Here is a 23108-nt window from a genome sequence, read left to right on the forward strand (position 1 = left end):
GCGTGGCGAAAATGCGCGCTTATCGCGGCCCCGCGTAGAAATTTCCCTTCGCGAGAAAATCCAGCACGGAGAGATTCCATTCCTCCTCGCCCAGCGCGTTGCCATCCACTTCAAAACGATCGACGCGCTCCGGATAGAAAGCGAGCATTCCCGCCACCTTCCCCATCTCGCTAAACGGCGCGGAATACGACCACACGGCGTCCACGTAACTGCGCCCGCCGGCTTGAATCGTCCAGTAACGCGCGGTGCCTTTGTACGGGCAATTCGACACGGTAGCGGTGGGTTCCAGCAGATCGGTGCGCACGTCCTGCAGCGGCAGGTAATAGAGAACCGGCACGCCGGTTTCGAATGCTGCAACTGCGTGACGGCTATCGGCGACCACTTCGCTGCCCGCAATCACACGTATGTGACGGCTGGTCGGCAGAATGTCGATCCGCTTGAACGGATCGCGCACGTGCGAGTGCGCGTAGAGTTCTTCCTGCTCTTCGTACCAGACATCGACGGCACGCCAGTCGAACGCGTAGTAATGTCGAATACGCTGACCGAGCGGCGTGTCCGATTCCCCATAGCGCCAGACGGCGTTTTCGGACCAGTATTCGCCAAAGCGCAAATCCCAATAGCGTGCCTGCCCTTTTCCTGCCGAATGCGTGGTGAGATCCGAAGCATGAAGCAGGTCTTCGCGCACGTCCTGGACGGGAATGTAGTAAACCGGCACGTGTCCGCGCTCATGAAAGCGCAACGCAGCGCGGGTATCGGCGACGATTTGACCGGCAAACCGCACGCGCACGCGGCGCGCGGAAGGCTCGATAAACACGTCGAATGACTGCAAAGGGTGGCTCATGATGGACACGCGATGAGGATCAGGACGTCGGGTTGACGTGGTACAGTGGGGCATGACTGACTTGATTAATCATGCTCGATCATAGCAATGCCCCGGTCTGGCAAAAATCAACTTTTTCTACTAACCTTTCTTGCGGCGACGCATTGAGTTTTGCGTAATCGAAGGCGCCGGGCGCATTTCCGGCGATTTAAGCCCATTCGATTTCGCACCGATCGCTCACTTAAGGAACAGCATCCACTCCATGGTCACCCGAATGAAGGAATCCCGGCAGCCGGCCGCATCGGCGCAAGGCGAAGAAGCCGAAGCAAAAAACGGCGCCGTGCCGATTCACGAACAACTCAAGGCCTATGTCCGCCAGTGCATCAAAACGGGCGAGTGGAAGCCCGGTGACCTGATCTCGTCGGAGCATGCACTGGCCCGGCAGTTCGGCGTCGCGCGCATGACGGTGGCGCGTGCGTTTCGCGATCTCGCGAATGCGGGCGTTCTCACGCGCGTGCAAGGCACCGGGACATTCGTTTCGACGCCGCGTCACGAATCGACGATCGCCGAAATCCGCAGCATCGACGAAGACGTCACGCAACGCGGCCGACGTTACACGGCCAAGGTGCTGAGTCTCGACTCGTCCACGGATCAGTCCGCCTTGACCGCGCTGCAGCGCGCGTCCGGTTTCGTCTATCATTCGCGCATCGTGCATTGCGAGGACGACGTACCGATTCAATACGAGGATCGATACGTCAATCCGCAGCACTTTCCTCAGTACCTCTCGCAGAATTTCACGCAACAAACGCCAGGCAGCTATATGCTGCATATCGCGCCTTTTCAACAAATCGAATACCGCATTTCCGCGCAATTGCCCAATGCGCCCATGCGCCGCCGGTTGATGATGGAACCCGGCGAGCCCTGCCTCGTGCACTGGCAACGCGCATGGATCGACGGGCAGATCGCCTCGGTCGTTCATTTCTGGCATCCGGCTGCGCGCTTCGAATTTTCCGGTCGAGCCGCTTATCGCTGAGCCACGCGTCAGGCGTGCTCGTCGAATGGATGGACAGGAGCATCGGTGCGTGTGAACGCGTAGCGGCGCAGCAATTCGAAATAACCGCCAGCGATACGAAAGCCGCCGCATTTCTCGCGATATTGCTCAAGGCGCTCCCGATAGACGGCGGGCAGCAAATACCACGGCAGCGCGGGGATATCGTGGTGCACCAGATGGTAGTTGTTGTTCAGAAACAGCAGTCGCATGAACCAGCCTGCTTCGTTTAGCGTGATGCGCGCCTTTGCCGAAGGCACCGCGCGATGCTCGTAAAACGATCGGATCATTGCAATGGACAGCGCAGGCCAACCCACCACGAACAGGTAATACCAGGCCGGCACGCCCGCCCAGCGATGCAACCAGAACAGCATGGCCGCTAACACGGCGAGATGCGTGCCCCACATGCGCAGATAGCGCCAGTCGCCGCGCCGCCAGTCGCGCGCCGTGTCCAGCACGACAGCCGCGACGGCCATCGGCGGTCCGATCACCAAGCGGCCAGAAAACGTTTTGCGCAGGTTCCAGAGCAGACGAACCGCGGGCGACATCGACGCCCACGCCTCGGCGCGCACGTAGTTGCTCTCCGGGTCGACGCCGGGCATCGTAAGCTCTTCGTCGCGATGGTGTGTGAGGTGACTATCGCGATACAGCGTGTACGGATACCAGACGGCAATCGGCGCGTAACCAAGCAGCTTGTTCAGCCATACGTGGCGCGTCGGATGCCCGTGCAGCAGTTCGTGCTGAAGCGACATGTACCACGCACCGCAAAGAATCAACAACGGCGCCGCCGCGACCAGGCCAATCGTCTTGCAGTGCAACAGTCCGAGTGTGCCAAACCAGGCGCTGTAGATCACGGCAATCAGCAGCCATGTCGGCCACTCGGATCGAGCCGTGAAACTGGAGCGCAAATCGATCACCCATCGCCGATGATCGTCGTCGAAATATTCCGCCATAAAGATAATCGCCCATGTGAGCTTTCGCGGGATTTTTGCAAGCCCGGCGAATTCCGATGTTCAACTTGATTAATCAAGTCTAAAGGCGATGAACGGACGAATCCAAGCGACGAAAAATCCGAAGCTTATGCGCGAATCGGTAATAGGGGCATGCATGGGCGGGAACGCAGCAGACGCTGCGGCGAAGGCATCGCTATATCGAACAACATCGCTATCAAAGCAGCGATTCATGCTTCGCAGCAATCGCACACTGTTCGATGGCGGCAATTTCATCGTATGCGCAGCGCCGCAATCTTTCGACGCAACGCAGGCGCCGCGCGCCATCGCGAGTATCAACCAATGCACACAAAAGGTCGCGGAACCTGAGCTATACTCGTCGCCCATGAGATTCATCCGGACTCTGCTCGTTTTGCTGCTGTGCGCGATGCTGCCCCTCTCCGGGCTGGCAGCCAGCGGGTTGGCCGGGCCGTGTCCGATGCAGACCGCGATCGCCACGTCCGCCGATACCAGTATGCAAGCCATGCCGGGCTGCGAGGGGATGAAATCCCCGGCAGCCGGTCACGGCAAACCCGGCGGCACGCTCTGCAAGATGACGGCCCAATGCATGTCGGGCAGCCTCTACCACCCTGTTTCCCTCCCCGTTCTCTCGCGTCCCGCCGGACGCGTCAGCGCATTGCGCTTCCACTACGCGCAGGCTTGCCCCGCCCGCAGCCCCGACGGGTTGTGGCGGCCGCCGCGCGCGCTCTGACTCCGCCCATCCGGTACACCGCGACTTCGCGGTGATGTCGCCCCTTCGCGGGGCGTGAGCCCGCTTGCCGGTTCATTTGCTTCCATTGGCCACATCGGCCACATGGCGGCAGGCACGGGCTCGACCTAACGGAGTTCAACATGCATCCAGTCAGTGCCGCGCCGACCTGTCGGCGAGGCGGGCTGCGGCTGCGCGCGCTCGTGCTCGCGCTGTCGCTTGCGCATGGCCTGGCCGCCCATGCGCAGACCTCTAGCTACGCCGTCTATACGCTGGAGGCCGCGCTAGAGAGCGCCGCCACGCGCAACACCGCCATCCAGGCCGCCCAGGCGTCCGTCGATGCCAGTTCGCAGTCCGTCGTCGGCGCGGGCCAGTTGCCCAACCCGAAGCTGAGGGCAGGCATTGATACGCTGCCCATCAACGGCGACCAGGCCTATACGATTGGCCAGAACATCCTGACGATGCGCCGTATCGGCGTCGAACAGGAATGGGTGTCCTCGCACAAGCGCGCGCTCCAAAGCGAACTTGCCGGCAGGATGGTCGAGCGCGAGCAGTCCGGCTATCTTGCCCAGCTTGCCGAAGTGCGCGAGCGCACGGCCATCGCGTGGCTCGACGCCTTGTACGCGAAGCAGGCCGTCGCGCTGCGCGAGGCGCTGGTCGACCATATGACTCACGAACTGTCGGCCACCGAAGCCTCTTACCGCGGCGCAAAAGCGACGGCGGCCGACGTCACGCAGGCGCGGCTGATGCGCGCCCAGGCCGTCGACGATCGGCTCAAGGCGCGGCAGGTCTTTCAGACCGCGCTTATCGGACTGTCGCGCTGGACGGCCGCGCCCGTGGCCGATGTCACGGGCGAACCGCCGGTCCCTGAATCGGCCGTCCCGACGCTGCCCGCCGACCAGTTGCGCAGCGTCGAACCAGCGCTGATCGCTGCGAGCGCCAACATTCACGTCGCAGATGCGGATGCGGCCGTCGCCGAAAGCCGCCGCAGCCCCAACTGGACCTGGAACGTCTCGTATCTGCAAGGCGGTGGCAACTCGCGCTTCGTTTCCGTGGGCGTGAGCATTCCGTTGCCGATCCACCGTTCGAGTGTCGAGGACCGCGACGTATCGGGAAAGGCCGATCTCGCCACGAAAGCGCGTCTTGCCTACGAGGACACGCAGCGCCAGGTCGAAGCCGATATCCAGACCCTCTCCGCCACGCTGGCCAGCGGCCGCGAACGCCTTGCGGGACTGCAGACCGCGTTGCTTCCCGCCGCCGATGCTCGCGTGAACCTCGCCGTTGCCGCGTATCGCGCGGGAACGGGATCGCTTGCCGACACGTTCGCCGCCAGGCGGGCGCAACTCGAAGCTCAGCTTCAGATCCTCGACCTGCAACGCGAGGTTGCGCTCACCTGGGCGCAGCTCGAGTACCAGGTCGTGCCGCCCGCGCTCGCCGCCAATCAATGAGAAAAGCCATGAACCATCAACCACTCGTTCGCGCCGTGTCGGCGCTTGCAGCCGGCGTGGCGCTACTCGGCGCCGGCTACCTGGCGGGCACCCATCATGCGTCGTCCGCACAACCGGCCACTCCCGATCGCAGCGATACGAACACTGGCCGCAAGGTGCTGTACTGGCACGACCCGATGGTGCCGAACCAGCACTTCGACAAGCCCGGCAAGTCGCCCTTCATGGACATGCAGCTTCAGCCCGTCTACGCCGACGAAGGCGGCTCAAACGGAGTCAAGGTCGATCCGGCGCTCCAGCAGAATCTCGGCATCCGCTATGCAACCGTGCGGCGCGTGAACGCGCCCGACGGCTTCGACGCAATCGGCACGACGCAATTCGACGAATCGACCGCCGATGTCGTGCAGTCGCGCGTGACCGGTTATATCGACCGCCTGTACGCAAGCGCGCCGATGCAGCGCATTGAGAAAGGCGCGCCGATCGCGTCGCTCTATGTCCCCGACTGGCTCGCGCCACAGGAGGAATATCTCGCGCTGCGGCGCTCCGGTATGGACGGCTCGCTGCTCGCGGCGGCGCGTGCGCGCATGAAGGCGTTCTCGATTCCCGATGGTTTCGCCGCCGCACTCGACCGCACTGGCCAGGCTCAGACCCATCTCACGCTCACCGCCGCCGAGACCGGCGTGGTGAGCGAACTGAACGCACGCGAGGGCGCGATGGTGACGCCCGGCCAGACGATCGCGAAGATCACGGGCCTGGCGAAACTCTGGCTGATCGTCGAGATTCCCGAATCGCTGGCCCTGCAGGCAAAGCCCGGCATGAACGTCGATGCGAGCGTCGCCGCAGATGCCACGCAGCATTTCAGTGGCCGCATCCGCGAGATTCTGCCTGGCATCAGCACGGATAGCCGCACGCTGCAGGCGCGACTGGAGATCGACAACACGCAGGGCAAGCTCACGCCAGGCATGTTGATGCGCGTGCGCGTGAGTTCGGCGGCGCCTTCGCAGCAACTGGTCGTGCCATCGGAAGCCGTCATCACAACGGGTAAGCGCTCGCTCGTCATCGTGCGCAATGACGATGGAGAGATGCAGCCCGTCGAGGTGACTATCGGACACGACATCGGCAGCGACACGGTAATCACGCAGGGACTCGCCGAAGGCCAGCAGGTCGTCGCGTCGGGGCAATTCCTGATCGATTCGGAAGCGAGCCTGAAGTCGGCTCTGCCGCGCCTGGACGGCAACGATAGCGCCGCCATGGCTGCGCCCGCCTCCGCGACTGCCGCACCCGCTTACGAGACGACCGGCAAGGTCGAAAAAGTCACCGACTCCAGCATCACGCTCTCGCATCAGCCGGTGCCCGCCCTCCACTGGGGACCGATGACCATGGCATTCGGCAAGGCCGCCCCGGATGCGTTCGCCGATATTCATGCGGGGGAGACGGTGCGCTTCGCGTTCCAGCAAACCGACCACGGCTACCAGCTCACGAAGGTCGAACCGGTGGGAGGCCAGCCATGATCGCGCGTCTCATCCGATGGTCGATCCACAACCGCTTTCTCGTGCTGCTTGCAACCGTGCTGCTCGCGGCATGGGGGGTATATTCGGTCACGCAGACGCCGCTCGACGCACTGCCCGATCTTTCGGATACCCAGGTAATCGTCAAGGCCTCGTATCCGGGCAAGGCGCCGCAGGTCGTCGAGGATCAGGTCACGTACCCGCTCACCACGACACTGCTCAGCGTGCCAGGCGCCACTACCATCCGCGCGTACTCTTCGTTCGGCGACGCATTCGTCTACGTGCTCTTCGACGACCGGACGGATCAATACTGGGCGCGCTCGCGCGTGCTCGAATACCTGAATCAGGTGCAGAGCCGCCTGCCGCCAGGCGCAACCGTGTCGCTGGGTCCAGACGCGACCGGCGTGGGCTGGGTCTATGAATACGCACTCGTCGACAGGACCGGGCAACACGATCTCGGGCAACTGCGTGCGCTCAACGACTGGTTCCTGAAGTTCGAGCTAAAGGCCGTCCCCAACGTGTCCGAAGTCGCCAGCATCGGCGGCATGGTGCGGCAATACCAGGTCGTGCTCGATCCGGACCGGCTGCGTGCGTACGGCATCACGCCGGATGCCGTATCGCAGGCCATCAGGAATGCGAATCAGGAGTCAGGCGGCTCCGTGGTCGAAATGGCCGAATCGGAATACATGGTGCGCTCGTCCGGCTATCTGAAAACGCTCGACGACTTCCGCCACATCGTTTTGCGCACGAACGCGGCGGGCACCCCGGTCTTGCTCGGCGATGTCGCGCGCATCCAGATCGGCCCGCAAATGCGTCGCGGCATCGCCGAACTGAACGGCCAGGGCGAAGTCGCCGGCGGCGTGATCGTGATGCGCTCCGGCAAGAACGCGCTGGCGACAATCGATGCGGTCAAGGCGAAACTCGCGGATCTGAAGCGCTCGCTGCCGCCGGGCGTCGAGATCGTCACGACCTACGACCGCTCGCAACTGATCGATCGCGCCGTCGGCAATCTCAAGGACAAGCTGATCGAGGAATTCATCGTCGTCGGGATCGTCTGCGCGGTGTTCCTGTTTCATCTGCGCAGCGCGTTCGTCGCGATCCTGTCGCTGCCGCTCGGCGTGCTCGCGGCCTTCATCGTGATGCGCTATCAGGGCGTGAATGCGAACCTGATGTCGCTCGGCGGCATTGCCATCGCCATAGGCGCGATGATCGACGCGGCCATCGTCATGATCGAGAACGCGCACAAGCATCTGGAGGCGTTCGAGCACGCCCATCCCGGCACGCCGATCACCCCGGCGCAGCGCTGGGAACTGATCGCCCAGTCCGCTGCGGAGGTCGGCCCGGCCCTGTTCTTTTCGCTGCTGATCATCACGCTCTCGTTCATTCCGGTGTTCTCGCTCGAAGGGCAGGAAGGCAAGCTGTTCTCGCCGCTTGCGTTCACGAAGACCTATACCATCGCCGCAGCAGCAGGGCTTTCAGTGACGCTGGTGCCGGTCCTGATGGGTTATCTGATTCGCGGGCGCATCCCGCACGAAGCGTCCAATCCGATCAACCGGGTGCTCGTGCGCGCGTACCGCCCGCTGCTCGAAGCGACGTTGCGGCGGCCCTGGTTTGTGATTGGCCTCGCCGCCGTCGCGCTGGCGCTCACGGCGTTTCCCCTATCGCGGCTCGGCGAGGAGTTCATGCCGGCGATCGACGAAGGCGACCTGCTGTACATGCCGACGGCGCTGCCCGGCATTTCCGCCGCGAAAGCGTCCGAACTCCTGCAGCAGACCGACCGGCTGATCAAGACCGTCCCGGAGGTGGCAACGGTATTCGGTAAGTCAGGCCGCGCGGACAGCGCCACTGACCCCGCGCCGCTCGAAATGTTCGAGACCACGATCCAGTTCAAGCCGCGCAGCCAGTGGCGTCCCGGCATGACGCCGGAAAAGCTGATCGACGAACTTGACGCGCGCGTGAAGATCCCCGGTCTTTCGAACGTCTGGGTGCCGCCGATCCGCAACCGGCTCGACATGCTGTCGACGGGCATCAAGACGCCGGTGGGCGTGAAGATCTCCGGCCCGGATCTCGACGGCATCGACCGCATTGCGACCCAGGTGGAGGCCGCGGTCAAGAGCGTGCCAGGCGTCACCTCGGCGCTGGCCGAGCGGCTGAACGGCGGCCACTACATCGACGTGGACATCGACCGGCTCGCGGCGGCGCGCTATGGGCTGTCCATCGCGGATATCCAGTCGGTCGTGTCGTCGGCGATTGGCGGCGACGATGTTGGCGAAGTCATTGCGGGCCGGGAGCGGTTTCCGATCAACGTGCGCTATCCGCGCGAGATTCGCGACTCGGTGGACAACATCCGCCGCTTGCCGATCGTGACCGACCGTGGCGCGCAGATCGTCTTGGGCGACGTCGCGCGCATCCAGATCGACGACGGGCCGCCGATGATCCGCAGCGAGAACGCGCGCCTGTCCGGTTACGTGTACGTCGATATCCGCGACGTGGATCTGGAGTCGGCCGTCAAGGCGATGCAACGCGTGGTCGCGCAGAAGGTGGCGCTGCCGCCCGGCTATTCGATTGCGTGGTCCGGGCAGTTCGAATACCTGGAACGCGCCGCCGCGAAGCTGCGCATGGTGATTCCGGTCACGCTCGTGGTGATCTTCGTGCTGCTTTTCCTGACCTTCGATTCGGCGGCCGACGCAGCCTTGCTGATGTCGACGGTGCCGTTCGCGCTGGTCGGCGGATTTTGGCTGATCTGGGCGCTCGGTCACGCGGTTTCGGTTGCGACTTCGGTGGGTTTCATCGCGCTCGCGGGCGTGGCCGCCGAATTCGGCGTGGTCATGCTGCTGTACCTGAAAGGCGCGCTCGAACGTCGCCTGGCTGAAGGCGCACCACTCGATGAGACAACGCTCGTCGAGGCGATCCGCGAGGGCGCCGTGCTGCGCGTGCGGCCCAAGGCCATGACCGTTGCGGTCGTGCTGGCCGGCCTCATTCCCATCATGATCGGCCACGGCTCGGGATCGGAGGTCATGCAGCGCATCGCCGCGCCGATGGTCGGCGGCATGGTGACCGCGCCCCTGCTTTCCATGTTCGTCATTCCCGCCGCCTGGTACCTGCTGCAGCGCCGCCGCGCGCGAAAGCTCGCCCAGGCACGCCCATCCCATGCAGTCCCATCCGGCACGAACGTGCCTTCGATCACCCCAGGAGAAACACAATGAAACGCTTCCTCATGCTCGCAGCGCTTTCCTGCGCAACCGGCGCCTATGCTTCCTATGCCCTCGCGGGCGACAGCATGTCCACCATGAGCATGGCGATGAATCCGCCGCCGTCGTCAAAGACGGGATCGGACGCGGCACTGACCCGCGCGGAGGTCGTAGACGTCGACGCCGCAACGGGCATGGTCACGCTCAAACACGGGGAACTCGCGAACATCGGTATGCCGGCGATGACGATGGCGTACCGCACAAAGGACACAATGCTGGCAAAGCGCGTTCACGCAGGCGAAAAAGTCCGCGTGCGCGTCGAGAACATCAAGGGAACGCCAACCATCGTGGCCATGGTTAAGGCTGCGTCCTGACAAGGCCCGGGTCGTGTTCAGGATTGCCACACAAAGGCAGACCGGGCACGACCAGGTCAGATATGGGTCAGATGCGGGTCTGGTTCACGCGCTTCATCAGTTCCTCGGCGCTTTCCTTGCGCTCGCTGTAGCGATCGACCAGGTACGGACCGATATCGCGTGTCAGCAAGGTGAACTTCACCAGTTCTTCCATCACGTCCACGACGCGATCGAAGTAGGCCGAAGGCTTCATGCGACCGGTTTCGTCGAATTCCATGAACGCCTTGGCCACCGACGACTGGTTCGGGATGGTCAGCATGCGCATCCAGCGTCCCAGCACACGCATCTGGTTGACCGCGTTGAACGACTGCGAGCCGCCACTGACCTGCATTACCGCGAGCGTCTTGCCCTGCGTCGGCCGCACCGCCCCGACCGACAGCGGAATCCAGTCGATCTGCGCCTTCATGATGCCGGTCATCGCGCCGTGACGTTCCGGCGAGCACCAGACCATGCCTTCGGACCACAACACCAGATCGCGCAACTCGGCCACCTTGGGGTGCGTGTCCGGCGCGTCATCCGGCAGCGGCAAGCCGCTTGGGTTGAACGTGCGAACCTCGGCGCCCATCGCCGTGAGCAGGCGCGCTGCCTCTTCGCTCAGCAAGCGGCTGAACGAGCGCTCGCGCAGCGATCCGTAGAGCAACAGGATGCGCGGCGGGTGCGACGAGGCTTTGCTGGCCTGAAGGCGGTCGATATCGGGAACATGGAACAGCACCGGATCAACCTGCGGCAGCTCAGTCGTGAGGTCAGTTACCGGATCGGACATGCTTGCCCTCCGCATCGATGACTACTTCGCCGTCCTCCTTCGTGAATGCGCCGCGTTGCGGTTCGGGCAGGATCTCAAGCACCACTTCCGACGGGCGGCAAAGGCGTACACCCCTCGACGTCACCACGAAGGGCCGGTTGATGAGAACCGGATGCGCCATCATCGCGTCGAGCAACTGATCGTCGGTCAGTGCCGGTTTGTCCAGCCGCAGTTCGGCGTAGGGCGTCCCCTTCTGGCGCAGCACGCCGCGCACGGTCAGTCCCGCTCGAGCGATAAGCTCGACCAGTCTGTCGCGTGACGGCGGGGCCTTCAGGTATTCGATGACGATCGGTTCGATGCCTGCGTTGCGGATCATCGCGAGGGTGTTGCGCGATGTTCCGCAGTCCGGGTTGTGATAGATGGTGACTTCGCTCATTGCCTTGTTTCCGTAACGTTCAGGCGCACTCGTACCAGTTCTTCGAACTGTTGACGATACGCACCACGAGCAGCATGACCGGCACCTCGATCAGCACACCTACGACCGTCGCGAGCGCCGCGCCGGAGTTGAAACCGAACAGGCCGATTGCCGTGGCGACGGCCAGCTCGAAGAAGTTAGACGCGCCGATCAGAGCCGACGGACACGCGATATTGTGCTTCTCGCCGACTGCGCGATTGAGCCAGTACGCCAGCGCCGAGTTGAAGAACACCTGGATCAGGATCGGCACGGCGAGCAGCGCGATCACGAGCGGCTGCTTGAGGATGGCCTCGCCCTGGAAGGCGAACAGCAGCACCAGCGTGGCGAGCAGCGCCGCGATCGACCAGGGGCCGATCTTCGCCATTGCCACTTCGAATGCCGGCTCGCCACGTGAGCGCAGCATCTTGCGAAGAATCTGCGCGAGGATCACCGGAATCACGATGTAGAGCACGACCGACGTGAGTAACGTCGCCCACGGCACCGTGATTGCCGAGATGCCAAGCAGCAGACCGACAAGCGGTGCGAACGCGACCACCATGATGCTGTCGTTGAGCGCGACCTGCGAGAGCGTAAAGAGCGGATCGCCTCCCGTCAGGCGGCTCCAGACGAACACCATCGCCGTGCAAGGCGCGGCAGCCAGCAGGATCAGCCCGGCCACATAGCTGTCGAGCTGCGCGGCGGGCAGCATCGGCGCAAACAGGTGCTTGACGAAGAGCCACGCGAGCAACGCCATCGTGAAAGGCTTGACCAACCAGTTGACCACGAGCGTGACGCCGATGCCCTTGATGTGCTGACGCACTTCATGCAACGCCCGGAAATCGACCTTCACGAGCATCGGGATAATCATTACCCAAATGAGCAGGCCAACCGGAAGATTGACCTGGGCGTACTCCATGCGCCCGATCGCCTGAAAGACGCCGGGCAGCGCCTGGCCGAGCACGATGCCGACGACAATGCACAGCGCGACCCAGACGCTCAGATATCGCTCGAAGAAGCTGATGGCCGGTTTGGATGCGCTCTTGTGCGTGGCGGCGATGTGCGGAATGTTCATGAAGTCGTTCAGCTTTGCTGGATCTCGTCGATCTTCGTCAGCATTGGCAGGAATCCGCCCGCGGTGTGAGGCACGATTGCCCCTGGCAGCAGTTCTCGGTCAGAAAGCCGATGACGGCATTCATCTGCTCGTAGGCGGCTCGATAGATCAGGCTGCGCCCGTCGCGTTCCTGCGTGACAAGCCCGGCGTGCATCAACTCCTTCAGGTGAAAAGAGAGCGTTGCATTGGGCAGATCCAGCTGCGTGGCGATGGCGCCGGGCGTCAGTCCGGCTGGCCCGGCGACGACGAACATGCGAAACACGCGCAGGCGCACTTCGTGGGCAAGCGCCGCAAGGGCGCGAATGACGTCTTTCTCTTCCATATTTCCAATATATTCGAAATATTGGCTGGCAGCAAGAGAAACCCCGCTGCTTCTCGATGGCGATCGCGATCACGGCATCGTGAAGGCTTCAGGGCTGGAGGTGGGAATCTAGTCAGCGGAGCGGCCAAACAAGCATTTCCACGATGCCTGGCAGGTCTATCGACCTGCCTTTTCCAGCAGGCACATCATCGCGTGACCACGAGCGGCAACGCCGGATCGGCGGCCCATTCCTGCAAGGAACCGTCGTAGATCGACACCGCATCGCGCCCCGTCAGCGTGAGCGCGAGCGCGTCCGCCGCAGCGGAGATGCCGCCGCCGCAGTAGACGCAGAGCGGCCCGCCCGACGCCAGCGAATCGAGCGCTTCCCGCAGCGCGGGCGTCGGCGCATAGCGCCCGGTCGCGTCGAACAGATTGCGCGCAGGCACGTTCAGACTGCCGGGAATATGCCCACGCCGGGCGTAGCGGCTTGCCGCCTTGCCCGTGAACATATCCGCCGAGAGCGCGCAAACGAGCGTGGCGCGCGTATTACCCGCGACGATCGCTTCGACGTCGGCGCGATCGGCCCACATGCCGGGGCGCTCGCGCACCTCGATGCCCTCGCCCTTCTCCTCGCGTCCTTGGCTCATGGCGCGTGGAGGCCCGCTCTCGACAGGCAGACCGGCCTCGCGCCACACGCGCCAGCCGCCGTCGAGCACCCTGGCCTCGATGCCGATCCAGCGCAGCATCCACCAGAGCCGCGCGGCCCAGAAACCATCGGAACGGTCGTAAATCACCACGCGCGAAGCCGGACCGACGCCAAGCGCCGCGAGTCCGCGCGCGAGCCGCTCCGGCGCAGGCCGCACAAATGAGAGCGCCTCGTGCGGCGCGCTCAGCGCGGCGCTCAGATCGGCATGACGCGCGCCCGGCACACGCTGCGCGAGCCAGCCGTCGTAGCCGCTCGCGACCCGATAATCGCCGTCGAATCTAGGCGAAGGCAGTTCCACCTGGGCATCCAGCACGACGAGTTCCGGCTCGCCAAGGCGCGCGGCAAGCTCGGCCGCCTCGATCAGGATGCGGGCGCGGCGCGCCGCATCGTCGTCATGTTCGTCGCTCATGTCTTGCCCTCTTTGCGGCGGCGCGCGCGCAACCATTCGAGCAGCCGTTGCCCGTCGTCCTGCGCGAACCAGCGGGCATGTCCCAGAAGATAGCCGTCGTAGGCGGCCGCGACGCCCGCCTCGTCGCCAAGAATGTCGTCGAAGTACTCGACTTCGAGCAGCGCGAATTCCGTATGCACGATCGGCAGCAGTGCGATCAGCGCTTCGTGTTCGGCGTCGTTCAAGGGTGCGAGCGATTCGTAACCGTCGAGCAGCGCGGCGATATGCTCGTACTGCACCGTGCAGGCCGCCGGGGCGGCCAGCCAGTCGATGGCATTGCGCTCGATGGCGAGTGCGACGTCGTAGACCGCGCAGGTACGATCGGCCAGGCCGAAATCGAGCACGGCGCGCACCTGGGCGCCCGGCGTCGCGTCGGTCCACAGCAGGTTCGAGGCGTGCCAGTCGCCATGCGTCCAGAGCGGACGCAGTTCGGGCAACAAGGGCACGAGGCGCGCGTGAGCGGGCGCGATGACCTCGGCGATATCGGCGCGCCAGTCGTGCGGCGCCAGCGAGCGGGCAAGACCCGGCTGCGCCTGCACCCACTGCTCGAGCGCGGGTTCGAGCGACGGCGAATTGAGCACGCGAAAGCTCGACAGGAGCGGCTGCAACGCGCGCGCGGGCGCGTCGTAATCCGCCGCCGCCAGATGCAGGCGCGCCAGCGTGCGGCCCGCCGACCACGCGTGGCTCGCGTGAAAGAACGGCTTCCACGACATCACGCCGCGATAGGCATCCATGCCCGGCGCCGCCGCGTGAACTTCCCAGGTCCAGTCGTCGCGCGTGATCGCGGTGCGGCCCGCGCGATCCGCCAGCACGTCGGCGACCGGCAAGCCGCGGCTGCGCAAATGGGCGATGAACGCATGTTCCTCGCCCAGTCCGGCTGCGCTGCGCAGGCGGGCGTGATGGCGCTTCACGAACCACGCGCGCCCGTCGAGCGTATGCGCGAGCACCGCCGACGAAAACGGCCGCGGGCTGTGCCACGCGATTTTCGCGAGCGGCGCGAGGCCCGCGTAGTCCGCCAGCAGGCGCTCGACTTCCTCGCGCGTGATGAGCGGCCAGTCGCGTTCGGCTTTCTCGCCGTCGACCGTGAATTGCGGCGCGGCGTGTGGCGTATCGTGGTTCATCAGACGCGGCTCTCGGAGGCAGCATGAGGCGCATCCACGCGGGATGCACGCAGCGCGTTCGACCAGTCGCGCCAGCCGAGCGCCGCGAGCACCAGAAACAGCGCGTACAGCCCAGATGTGAGGTACAGCCCCTTGAAGACGAACATGCCGACGTAGATCACATCGACGACGATCCAGAGCGCCCACGACGCGATATAGCGCCGCCCGGTCCAGTATTGCGCGACGAGGCTGAAGGCGGTCAGCGAAGCATCCACCCACGGCAGCGCGGCGTCGGTGAAATGGGCCATCGCCGCGCCGAGCAGCACGCTCACGACCACGGCGGCGAGCAGGTCCGGAACGAGCCGCGCGAACGGCACGCCGCCCACCGGCACGACGGGCCGCGCGTCCTCGCGCTGCTGCCCCGCAACGTGGCGCTGCGCGTACCAGCGCTGCCAGCCGTAGAGCTGGAGCACGGCGAAGGCACCCTGCAGGAGCGCGTCGGAATACAGCCTGGCGTCGAAGAAGATCCAGCCATAGAGCGCGACCGAGGCCAGCCCGATCGGCCAGCACAGCATCTTGCGACGCGCCGTGAGCCAGATCGCAAGTGCGCTGACGATAACGCCGACGATTTCGAGTGGAGACATGATGGGTAAAAGATTTCCTTGTTGCCTTGTTGTTTTGAGGCTGCCACCGGGTCGCGCGATTTATCGGCCCGAATCGTCGGGCAAAAACGCATTGGTGAACGCGTGTGCGCTCTGCGCTGCGTCGCGCAGCACGCCATGATCCTTGAGCCATTGCGCGTACGGATGCAGGAGCGCTTCGCGCTGCACGCCCCATTCCCCCGCGTGCGTCCATGTCGTGGCGATGAGCGGCAATGAGCGCGCCAGCAGCGCACGCGGAAAATAGGGAATCACACGTTCGAGCGACGGCAAGGCGCACGCAGGCTCCTGCACAACCGCGAGATAACCGCGTCGCGCCGCCGCCAGAAAACCGCGCACGATTTCGCCGCGCGTCTCCAGCGTGTCCTCGTGCGCGCCGAGCAGGTAACTATGATAGGCGGGCGCGCCGATTTCATCGACCGGCCAGATACGGCGCTGCGCATCGGGCACACCCGTTTGCAGCAGTGTGTCCCACGCCCAGTAACTGCCGAACGAAGCATCGGCCTCGCCATCGACAAAGCTCTCCGGCGGCAGTTCGCGCACGCCGCTATCGACGATCGTGACGGCGTCCGGGTCGCCGCCGTCATGCGCTACCAGGTGACGCACCATCGCGAGACCACGCGGCGTCGGGTTCAGCGCGAGGCGGCGGCCCGCCAGGTCGCGCGGACGCTCGATACCCGTTGCGGCCACGGTCTGGATCGTCTCCAGCGCGCGGTGGTTGACCGCCGCAATGCCGACGAGCGGCCGGCCAGCCTCGCGCTGTACGAACAGGCGATTGCTGGGAAACACGCCAAAGTCCACCTCGTGCCGGGCGAGATGCGCGAGCGCGTCGCCGCGCGCCGGATCGGGCACGACGATCTCCACGTCGAGCCCCGCTTGCGCAAACCAGCCTTCGTCGCGCGCGACGTAGAAGCCCGCGGCATTGGTCCACGGATGAAAGTATTCGAGCATCAGGGTGATTCGGGTCATGCAGTTTCTCTCCACGGTCAGGCGCCGCCGCGCTCAGAAGTCGTAAGTCACGGACAGGCGCGCCGTGCGCGGCGCCCCAAGGAACAGATAGGCGTCGCCCTGCTGCTCGCCCGCATCGCGCCAGTAGTAGCGGTTAAAGAGGTTGTCGACCCACAGCCGCACGACGGTGCGGTGGCCGCCGATCTTCGTCGTATAGCGCGCGCCCGCGTTGACCACGATCCAGCCCGGCACGCGCGCGGTGCCCTCCTCGTTGGCGTTGCGGCTCGAACTGTATTCAAGGCCGCCCAGCAGATCGAAACCCGCCAGTCCCGGCACCGACCAGTCCGCGTTGAGCGCCGCATGCAGCGCCGGCACGTTGATGACCTGATGGCCTTCGTAAGCGGGCGTGCCCGAATCGTAGGCGCGCGCGCGGATGGCGGCGACGCTGGCCGTCACCGAAACGCGTTCGCTCACGCGCCCCGATGCCGACAGCTCGACGCCGTCGTGACGCTCCGTGCCGTGTTGCACGAAGGTATAGCCCGACTCCGACGCATCCGGCTGCGCATATTCGAACGGCTTGGTGATCGAGAACACGGCCGCCGTGAGGCTCAGCCGGTTGGCCCAGTCGTACTTCGCGCCGATTTCGTACTGATGCGACTCGACGGGCGGCAGGAACGAATAGGCATTGCTCGCCCGCACCGGAGCCTGATCGCCCAGCGAAAGATCCTTGCTGTACGAGGCATAGAGCGACAACGGCGCGACCGGCTTGTAGACGAGCGCGATCTGCGGCAGCAGCGCCGATTTGTCGGTGCCGCTTTCGGGACCCTCCTGGCTCGTCCACGACTTCTGGCGCAGGAACACCGCACGGCCACCCGCCAGCACCTCCCAGTGCTCGCCCAGACTCACGCGGTCGGTAGCGAACAGCGAATACTGCCAGGCGTCGAGCTGCGGATACGACACGCTCGGCGAATTGGGCGACGGCGAGAATTCGAGGTCGGGGCCATAGATGTTTTCGCTGCCCACGTAGTCGTAGACGGCATCGGACAGATGCACCACGCGATGCAGCGCGCTCGTGCCGAACAGCACGTCATGACGCAGCGCGCCGGTCGTGAACTTGCCGTCGACGGCGGCGCGCATCTCGTCGTTGCGGCGGTATTCGCCGGGGCTGCGATAGTCGTAGACGTCGTAGTCGCCATTCGCGCCGAAGAAGTACGGCGAGGTATTGCCCGCGCTGCAGCTTGCCGCGTAATAGCAGCCGTACACGAAGGCGACGTTATCGTCGATCATCGTGCGGCTGCGCCCGGCCGCTACATACGCGCGCCAGTTATCGTTGAACGCGTAGTCGAAGCGGCCGTTGATGTTGAGCGCTTCCGTGGTCACGGGCTTGGCCCACGATTGCGCGCCCAGCAGCTTCGACGACGACACCGCCGCAGGCACCACGGTGCCCCCCAGCAATTGATAGCCCGACGCCGAACGCTGGATCCACTGCTGGAATTCCGCGTTCAGTTGCAGACTCGCGCGCGGATCGATATTCCAGTCCGCCGCAATCGAGCCGAAACTGCGGCGGCCGTTGGTGCCGTCGATATACGAGTGCATGTTTTCTTTCGCGGCATTCACGCGCAGCCCGAACTGGTCGTCGGGACCGAAGCGCCGCCCCAGATCGACCGCCGCCGATGTCGAGCCGCGGCTATCGACGCCCGCCGTGACGCTCGCCACGTTCTCGGGCCGCTTGCTCACGTAATTGACCACGCCGCCCGGCGCGATCACGCCGCTATCGATACCCGCGAGACCCTTGAGAATCTCCACGCGCTCCTTGTTTTCCAGCGCGACGTTCTGCTCGCCCGTGAGGGTGAGACCGTCGAGGCGATAAGCGCTGGCCGGATCGAGCGCGAACCCGCGAATCGAAAAACCTTCGTAGTAGCCGACCGGCGCGTAGTCGTTGTTCACCGATGCGTCGTTGCGCACCACGTCGCTCAGGCGTTTGGCCTGCTGGTCGTCGAGCTGCGCGCGCGTAACGACGGTGATCGAAGCGGGCGTATCGTGCAGCGAAGCGTTGTCGTAACCGGCGACCGAGGCCGTGCGCGCACGCCATCCGTTGCCGTTGGTGCCGTTGACCGTGACGGTTGGCAACACCTGGGCGTCGCTCGCCGCCGTTGAAGATGCGGCCTGTTCCTGCGCCATCGCAAGCGAATGAACCGCCATGAAGCTCAAACCCAGACCCAGACCTACACCCAGTCCCACCGGACGCGCGAGTGTGCGCGCCATGACACGCGGTGCAAAAGCGCCGCGCGTTCCCCCCGACAATCTTTTCATGTATTACCTGCAAGTCAATCCGCCCTTGAACGAGCGACGGTACCGTTGCGTTGACACGTATTTAAATGCGTCCGCATACGGCTATTCGAATAACGAAATCACGTCATTCCATATATGAATTACATGGCACTCCGACGTAAAGCGCCCGCTATACTGCGCGAACCCGAATTCCAACATAGCCGCGCCGCGCGGTCCAATGACATGTTTTCCAGGCGGTGATAACTCGCGGATATGAACTTCCATTTACTCAAGTCATTTGTCACGCTGGCGGACTCGCTGCACTTCGGCTTCGCCTCGCAGACGCTCAATCTCTCCCAACCCGCGCTGACCAAGCAGATCAAGCGGCTCGAAGACGATCTCGGTGCCCCGCTCTTTCGACGCGACCGCCATGGCACGGAATTGACCGAACTGGGCCGCTATTTTCTGGACGAAGCGAGGCCGCTCGTCGAACAGGCTGAGCGCGTTTTCTCGCAGGGAAAACGGGCCGCGCGCGGCGAAGTCGGGCGGCTGGCGATCGGCTATAGCTTTTCGACGGTGGAGACGGTGTCGCGCGTGCTGCCGCGCTTTCGCGAGCGCTTTCCCGAAGTCGAGGTCGCGCTGCATGATCTGTCGTCGGCGGAACAGATGGAGCGGCTGCTCGAAGGCAGCCTTCAGGCGGGATTCGTGCGCCTGCCGGTGCAGGCGGGGCTGGCGCACCGGCGTATCCTGTCGGACCGGCTCGCGCTCGTCATGCCGCGCGCACTCGCGGACACGATCGAGGGCTTCAATACAGAAGCGCTAGCCACGTTGCAAACGCTGCCGTTTCTGATGCTGCAACGCGCGCGTGCACCGGGCCTGCACGATCACATCGTGCGTTTCTGCGCGTCGCGCCGTTTCGAGCCGCGTTTCGTCCAACATGCGAACGAGTCGCTCACCATCCTCTCGCTGGTTGGCGCGGGGCTGGGGGTGTCGATCATGCATGAATCGGCGTTGCGTTCGCCGGGCGACAAGGTGGTGTGCTTGCCGATCCACGATGCCGACGCAAGCTGGGACGTCGGCCTCACCTGGCGCGCCAGGGACAACAGTGCAGGCAACAGCGCGGGCAACAGTGCAGGCAACGATACGGGCGTCGATTCGATCGTGGCGAATTTCGTGGCCTTGCTGCCGCACGCCGATGCGAAGAATGAAGCGAAGGCCGAAGCGCTCAGTCCAGCCCCGTAGCATTGCCCAGAACGCCGACGCGCACGGCGCGCATACGACGCCTGCGCATCCAGTCCCCCAGCGCGGCAGCCAGCGCGCCGCCCAGCAGCCCCAGTATCAGGATCAGCGCCTCGCCGAAGGCCTGACGCCACGCGAGCAGCCCGCCATTCGCCTTCGCTCCGTTCAGGAACAGTCCGATCCCCCACGACATGCCCACTGACGAAGCCAGCCGTTGCGACAACTGGAAGAAGCCCGCAGCGGTCCCGCGCCCCTCGCCCGCGCCGACTTCCGCGAGCGCCATCGCCTGATTCGGCGCGTGGATCAGGCCGCCGAACGCCCCCAGCAGCAGGCCGAGCAGCGGATACAGCAGCAGAATCCCGATTCCCGGCAAGAGCATCACGCCCGCGCCGAGCAACACGAGCGCCGCTATATACGCGGCGATAGCCGCGACCACGCCCATGCGGCCATAGCGTGCGGCAAAGCGCCAGCTGCGCGCTGAGGAAACCATCATCCCCAGGGCGGGTGCGATCGACAACAAGGCGTACAAAAGCGGCCCGGTCTTCAGACCGTCGAGAAAGAACAGCGTCGTGACCATGCCGAAAGTGGTGCCGCCCGCGAACTGAAACATCGCGACGAGCGTGCCCAGCACATAGCCCGGCGAGCCGGTCAAACCCGCGCCCAGGATCGGCGAGCCGCCCCGGCGCTGATAGCGCCGCTCCCACAGCACGAACAGCACAGCCCCGCCGATTGCACCCACCAGACAGGTTCGCGCGGATAGCAGCGCGTTGGCGTTCTGCAGCGTGGCGAGCATCGAGAACAGCGTCACGGCGCTCAGCAACAGCAGCCCCACGCCATCGATGGAGAATCGCGTACCGGATGACTCGCTGTGCGGCAAATGCCGTAAAGCCAGATAGAAAATGACGACGCCGAACGGCACGTTGACGAGAAACATCAAGCGCCAGCCGACTTCAGCCGGTGTCAGCGCGAGGATCAGGCCGCCCAGCACGGGACCGGCCAGCCCCGCCAGACCGCCGGCGGACGCATAACGCCCGAGCGCCCGCGCCTGACTGTCGCCGCGAAACAGATCCTGGATCAAGCCCAGCACCTGCGTGTTGATCATGCCCGCGCCCACGCCCTGCAACAGGCGCGCGGCGATGACCACCTGCGCGCTGCCCGCCAGGCCGCCGACCAGGCTGAAGCCGCTGAACATCGACAGGCCGATGAGAAACAACAGCCGCCGCCCGATGAGATCGCCTAGCCGCCCCGCCGGCACGAGCGCGATACCGAACGCAATCGAGTAGACGGAAACGATCAGTTGAAGCTCATCGGGCGACGCATGAAGGCTGTCGCGCAAGCGCGGCAGCGCAAGGCCAAAAATCGTCTGGTCGAGCAAGGTCGTAAAGCCCATCGCCACGCAGATGCCCAGCACGGGCCGCGCATGATGGCTGTCGAATTCGGCCGAAGTCACGTAACGGCGCGCTCCACATCATCATGCGCGTGCGTGTCCTCGTCGTCGATATCGTGCTCGGTCGGCTCGTACTTCACGAGCGCGAGAAAACCGATGGGAATGATCGCCGCCAGCGCCACGACCCAGAACATATCGGTGCCAAGCCGCGCGTTGAGGATCGGCAGCACGAACAGCGCGACCGCGCTGCCGATGCCCGTGAGCGCGCGCCCAAAGCCGAGTCCCGTGCCGCGAATCGAGGTCGGGTACGAGAGCGCCGGGTAAATCATCATCTGCGCGCCCGGACCAAAGCCTTCCGCGAACAGCCACGCGCCGAGACCGGCGAGCGCGATGCCGATTCCCAGCGCCGTCTGCGGGTGGCCCAGCAGCGCCAGCGCGACCAGCGCCACGAATTGCAGCGCAAAGCCTGCCAGCGCGACATGGCGCGAAGGCCGCGTGTGCGCGAGCCTCATGCCGAGCAAGCCGCCCGTCAATGCAAACAGAAGGTTGAGCGCGAGCGAAGCTGAAATCGTTTCGAACACGCCTGCGCCCAGGAACTGCGAAAGAATCGACGGCAGGAAGAACGCGATGGCCGTGTATTCGAATGGGATGCACAGATTCATCACGCTCGCGACGATCGTGCGGGCAAGATAAGGACGCTGGAACAGCACGCGAAAACTCACGGGCGGCTGGCCGGGCGCACTTGCCGCATGGTTCGATGCGGGCGCAACTTCAGCCTTGTGAGCGTGTATCCCGTACGACTCGCGCAGGATGCGCACGGCGTCGTCGAGCTTGCCTTGATTCGCGGCCCACAACGGCGACTCGTTCATGAAGCGGCTGCGCACCGCGATGATGATGAGCGCGGGCACCGCGCCGAAAATCAGCGAAGCGCGCCACAACCAGCCCGCGTGTTCCTGCGGCAGCAGGAAATACAGCCCGAACACGATCAGAAAGCAGACCGACGACGCGGCGTACCACATCGGGCACCACGCGGCCAGGCGCGACGCCTTGTTGCCGCTGCCCTGAAACTTCGAGAACTCGGAGAGAAACGCCATCGCCACCGGCAAATCGATGCCGACACCAAGTCCCATGACAAAGCGCGCGGCAATCAGCACCCACACGTTGGGCGCGAGACCAGCGGCGATTGCCGCGACCACGAAGAACAGCATGTCGGCCATGAAGACCTGATAGCGGCCGATACGATCGGTAAACCAGCCGCCGACGAGGCTGCCCAGAATCGTCCCGATCATGATCGAAGACGTGACGATGCCGGTGAGTGTGGGCGTGAGGTTGAACTCGCGCACGACGTCCTGGATGCCATAGGAAAGCGTCGTCAGATCGTAGGCATCGAGAAACACGCCGCCGAGCGCGAGCAGCACGATCACGCGCGCGTGGCTCGCGCGCGCGGTGCTGGCGTTGATTAATCGCGAAACGTCACTGGCCGAGCGGATCGGCGCCGAACCCGGCGCTGAAATAGACGCTGAAGCAGCCGAATCGATATCGAGAGTGCTCAAGATAATCCCCTGAATAACCGCAAGAACAGCGTGCAGTTATACGAGGCGGTTTCATTGGGCACAACG

At 64.5% G+C, this 23108-nt stretch carries 20 protein-coding genes; 7 read left to right on the forward strand and 13 right to left on the reverse strand.

The features are described from left to right. Nucleotides 1-19: 19 nt before the first annotated feature. Nucleotides 20-841 (reverse strand): DUF427 domain-containing protein, encoded by an 822-nt coding sequence (locus B0G62_RS13890; protein WP_167401247.1) that lies wholly within the window; start codon nucleotides 839-841, stop codon nucleotides 20-22. Between the two features lie 253 nt (nucleotides 842-1094). Here B0G62_RS13890 and B0G62_RS13895 point away from each other — a divergent pair, with 253 nt between their 5' ends. Then, nucleotides 1095-1853: a UTRA domain-containing protein gene (locus B0G62_RS13895; protein ID WP_244193237.1), complete on the forward strand. Its 759-nt coding sequence runs from the start codon at nucleotides 1095-1097 to the stop codon at nucleotides 1851-1853. An 8-nt stretch (nucleotides 1854-1861) separates the two neighbouring features. On the opposite strand, the gene B0G62_RS13900 is transcribed toward B0G62_RS13895, so the two are convergent. Then, entirely contained in the window at nucleotides 1862-2821 is a 960-nt protein-coding gene (locus tag B0G62_RS13900; protein WP_103704783.1) for a fatty acid desaturase, read from the reverse strand. 382 nt (nucleotides 2822-3203) lie between these two features. Between B0G62_RS13900 and B0G62_RS13905 the strand changes: the two genes are divergently transcribed. The 5 genes from B0G62_RS13905 to B0G62_RS13925 all read left to right on the forward strand — a co-directional run bounded on the left by B0G62_RS13905 (nucleotide 3204) and on the right by B0G62_RS13925 (nucleotide 10084). After that, the gene (locus tag B0G62_RS13905; RefSeq protein ID WP_103704961.1) at nucleotides 3204-3569 is read left to right on the forward strand and encodes a hypothetical protein; all 366 of its coding nucleotides are present in this window, start codon (nucleotides 3204-3206) and stop codon (nucleotides 3567-3569) included. A 140-nt stretch (nucleotides 3570-3709) separates the two neighbouring features. Next, the gene (locus tag B0G62_RS13910; protein ID WP_103704784.1) at nucleotides 3710-5014 is read left to right on the forward strand and encodes a TolC family protein; all 1305 of its coding nucleotides are present in this window, start codon (nucleotides 3710-3712) and stop codon (nucleotides 5012-5014) included. Between the two features lie 8 nt (nucleotides 5015-5022). Then, nucleotides 5023-6522: an efflux RND transporter periplasmic adaptor subunit gene (locus tag B0G62_RS13915; protein WP_103704785.1), complete on the forward strand. Its 1500-nt coding sequence runs from the start codon at nucleotides 5023-5025 to the stop codon at nucleotides 6520-6522. Then, a complete protein-coding gene (locus B0G62_RS13920; RefSeq protein ID WP_103704786.1) occupies nucleotides 6519-9725 on the forward strand; it encodes an efflux RND transporter permease subunit in 3207 nt (1068 codons plus the stop codon). Before B0G62_RS13915 ends, B0G62_RS13920 begins: the two co-directional genes overlap by 4 nt. Continuing rightward, nucleotides 9722-10084, forward strand: coding sequence for a copper-binding protein (locus tag B0G62_RS13925; RefSeq protein ID WP_103704787.1), 363 nt, complete (start codon nucleotides 9722-9724; stop codon nucleotides 10082-10084). The genes B0G62_RS13920 and B0G62_RS13925 overlap by 4 nt, the downstream gene beginning before the upstream one ends. 67 nt (nucleotides 10085-10151) lie before the next feature. Here the strand turns inward: B0G62_RS13925 and arsH are convergent, their stop codons facing one another. The 9 genes from arsH to B0G62_RS13970 form a co-directional block, all read right to left on the reverse strand. After that, on the reverse strand, nucleotides 10152-10901 hold the full coding sequence (gene arsH, locus B0G62_RS13930; protein ID WP_103704788.1) for an arsenical resistance protein ArsH: 750 nt from the start codon (nucleotides 10899-10901) through the stop codon (nucleotides 10152-10154). Further along, nucleotides 10867-11301, reverse strand: coding sequence for an arsenate reductase (glutaredoxin) (arsC, locus tag B0G62_RS13935; RefSeq protein ID WP_103704789.1), 435 nt, complete (start codon nucleotides 11299-11301; stop codon nucleotides 10867-10869). Before arsC ends, arsH begins: the two co-directional genes overlap by 35 nt. A gap of 19 nt (nucleotides 11302-11320) precedes the next feature. Continuing rightward, nucleotides 11321-12391, reverse strand: a complete 1071-nt coding sequence (arsB, locus tag B0G62_RS13940) for an ACR3 family arsenite efflux transporter (protein WP_103704790.1) — start codon at nucleotides 12389-12391, stop codon at nucleotides 11321-11323. 37 nt (nucleotides 12392-12428) lie between these two features. Continuing rightward, complete coding sequence (locus B0G62_RS13945; protein ID WP_103704791.1) at nucleotides 12429-12752, reverse strand: ArsR/SmtB family transcription factor; 324 nt, start codon at nucleotides 12750-12752, stop codon at nucleotides 12429-12431. A gap of 185 nt (nucleotides 12753-12937) precedes the next feature. Then, nucleotides 12938-13846: a sulfurtransferase gene (locus B0G62_RS13950; RefSeq protein WP_103704792.1), complete on the reverse strand. Its 909-nt coding sequence runs from the start codon at nucleotides 13844-13846 to the stop codon at nucleotides 12938-12940. Then, nucleotides 13843-15006: a phosphotransferase enzyme family protein gene (locus tag B0G62_RS13955; RefSeq protein ID WP_103704793.1), complete on the reverse strand. Its 1164-nt coding sequence runs from the start codon at nucleotides 15004-15006 to the stop codon at nucleotides 13843-13845. Before B0G62_RS13955 ends, B0G62_RS13950 begins: the two co-directional genes overlap by 4 nt. Then, the gene (gene pnuC, locus B0G62_RS13960) at nucleotides 15006-15629 is read right to left on the reverse strand and encodes a nicotinamide riboside transporter PnuC (RefSeq protein WP_103704794.1); all 624 of its coding nucleotides are present in this window, start codon (nucleotides 15627-15629) and stop codon (nucleotides 15006-15008) included. Before pnuC ends, B0G62_RS13955 begins: the two co-directional genes overlap by 1 nt. Nucleotides 15630-15689: 60 nt before the next feature. Beyond that, nucleotides 15690-16613: an ABC transporter substrate-binding protein gene (locus B0G62_RS13965; protein WP_103704795.1), complete on the reverse strand. Its 924-nt coding sequence runs from the start codon at nucleotides 16611-16613 to the stop codon at nucleotides 15690-15692. Between the two features lie 33 nt (nucleotides 16614-16646). Further along, nucleotides 16647-18773, reverse strand: a complete 2127-nt coding sequence (locus tag B0G62_RS13970; protein ID WP_407671165.1) for a TonB-dependent siderophore receptor — start codon at nucleotides 18771-18773, stop codon at nucleotides 16647-16649. 363 nt (nucleotides 18774-19136) lie between these two features. Between B0G62_RS13970 and B0G62_RS13975 the strand changes: the two genes are divergently transcribed. Continuing rightward, complete coding sequence (locus B0G62_RS13975) at nucleotides 19137-20105, forward strand: LysR family transcriptional regulator (RefSeq protein ID WP_103704797.1); 969 nt, start codon at nucleotides 19137-19139, stop codon at nucleotides 20103-20105. Here B0G62_RS13975 and B0G62_RS13980 read toward each other — a convergent pair. Together B0G62_RS13980 and B0G62_RS13985 are read right to left on the reverse strand one after the other, a co-directional pair. Then, nucleotides 20089-21552: an MFS transporter gene (locus tag B0G62_RS13980; RefSeq protein ID WP_244193238.1), complete on the reverse strand. Its 1464-nt coding sequence runs from the start codon at nucleotides 21550-21552 to the stop codon at nucleotides 20089-20091. The two genes, B0G62_RS13975 and B0G62_RS13980, sit on opposite strands and share 17 nt — an antisense overlap. Continuing rightward, on the reverse strand, nucleotides 21549-23042 hold the full coding sequence (locus tag B0G62_RS13985; RefSeq protein ID WP_103704798.1) for an MFS transporter: 1494 nt from the start codon (nucleotides 23040-23042) through the stop codon (nucleotides 21549-21551). The genes B0G62_RS13980 and B0G62_RS13985 overlap by 4 nt, the downstream gene beginning before the upstream one ends. Nucleotides 23043-23108 lie beyond the last annotated feature (66 nt).

Source organism: Paraburkholderia eburnea (genome assembly GCF_002917095.1).
Classification (GTDB): domain Bacteria; phylum Pseudomonadota; class Gammaproteobacteria; order Burkholderiales; family Burkholderiaceae; genus Paraburkholderia; species Paraburkholderia eburnea.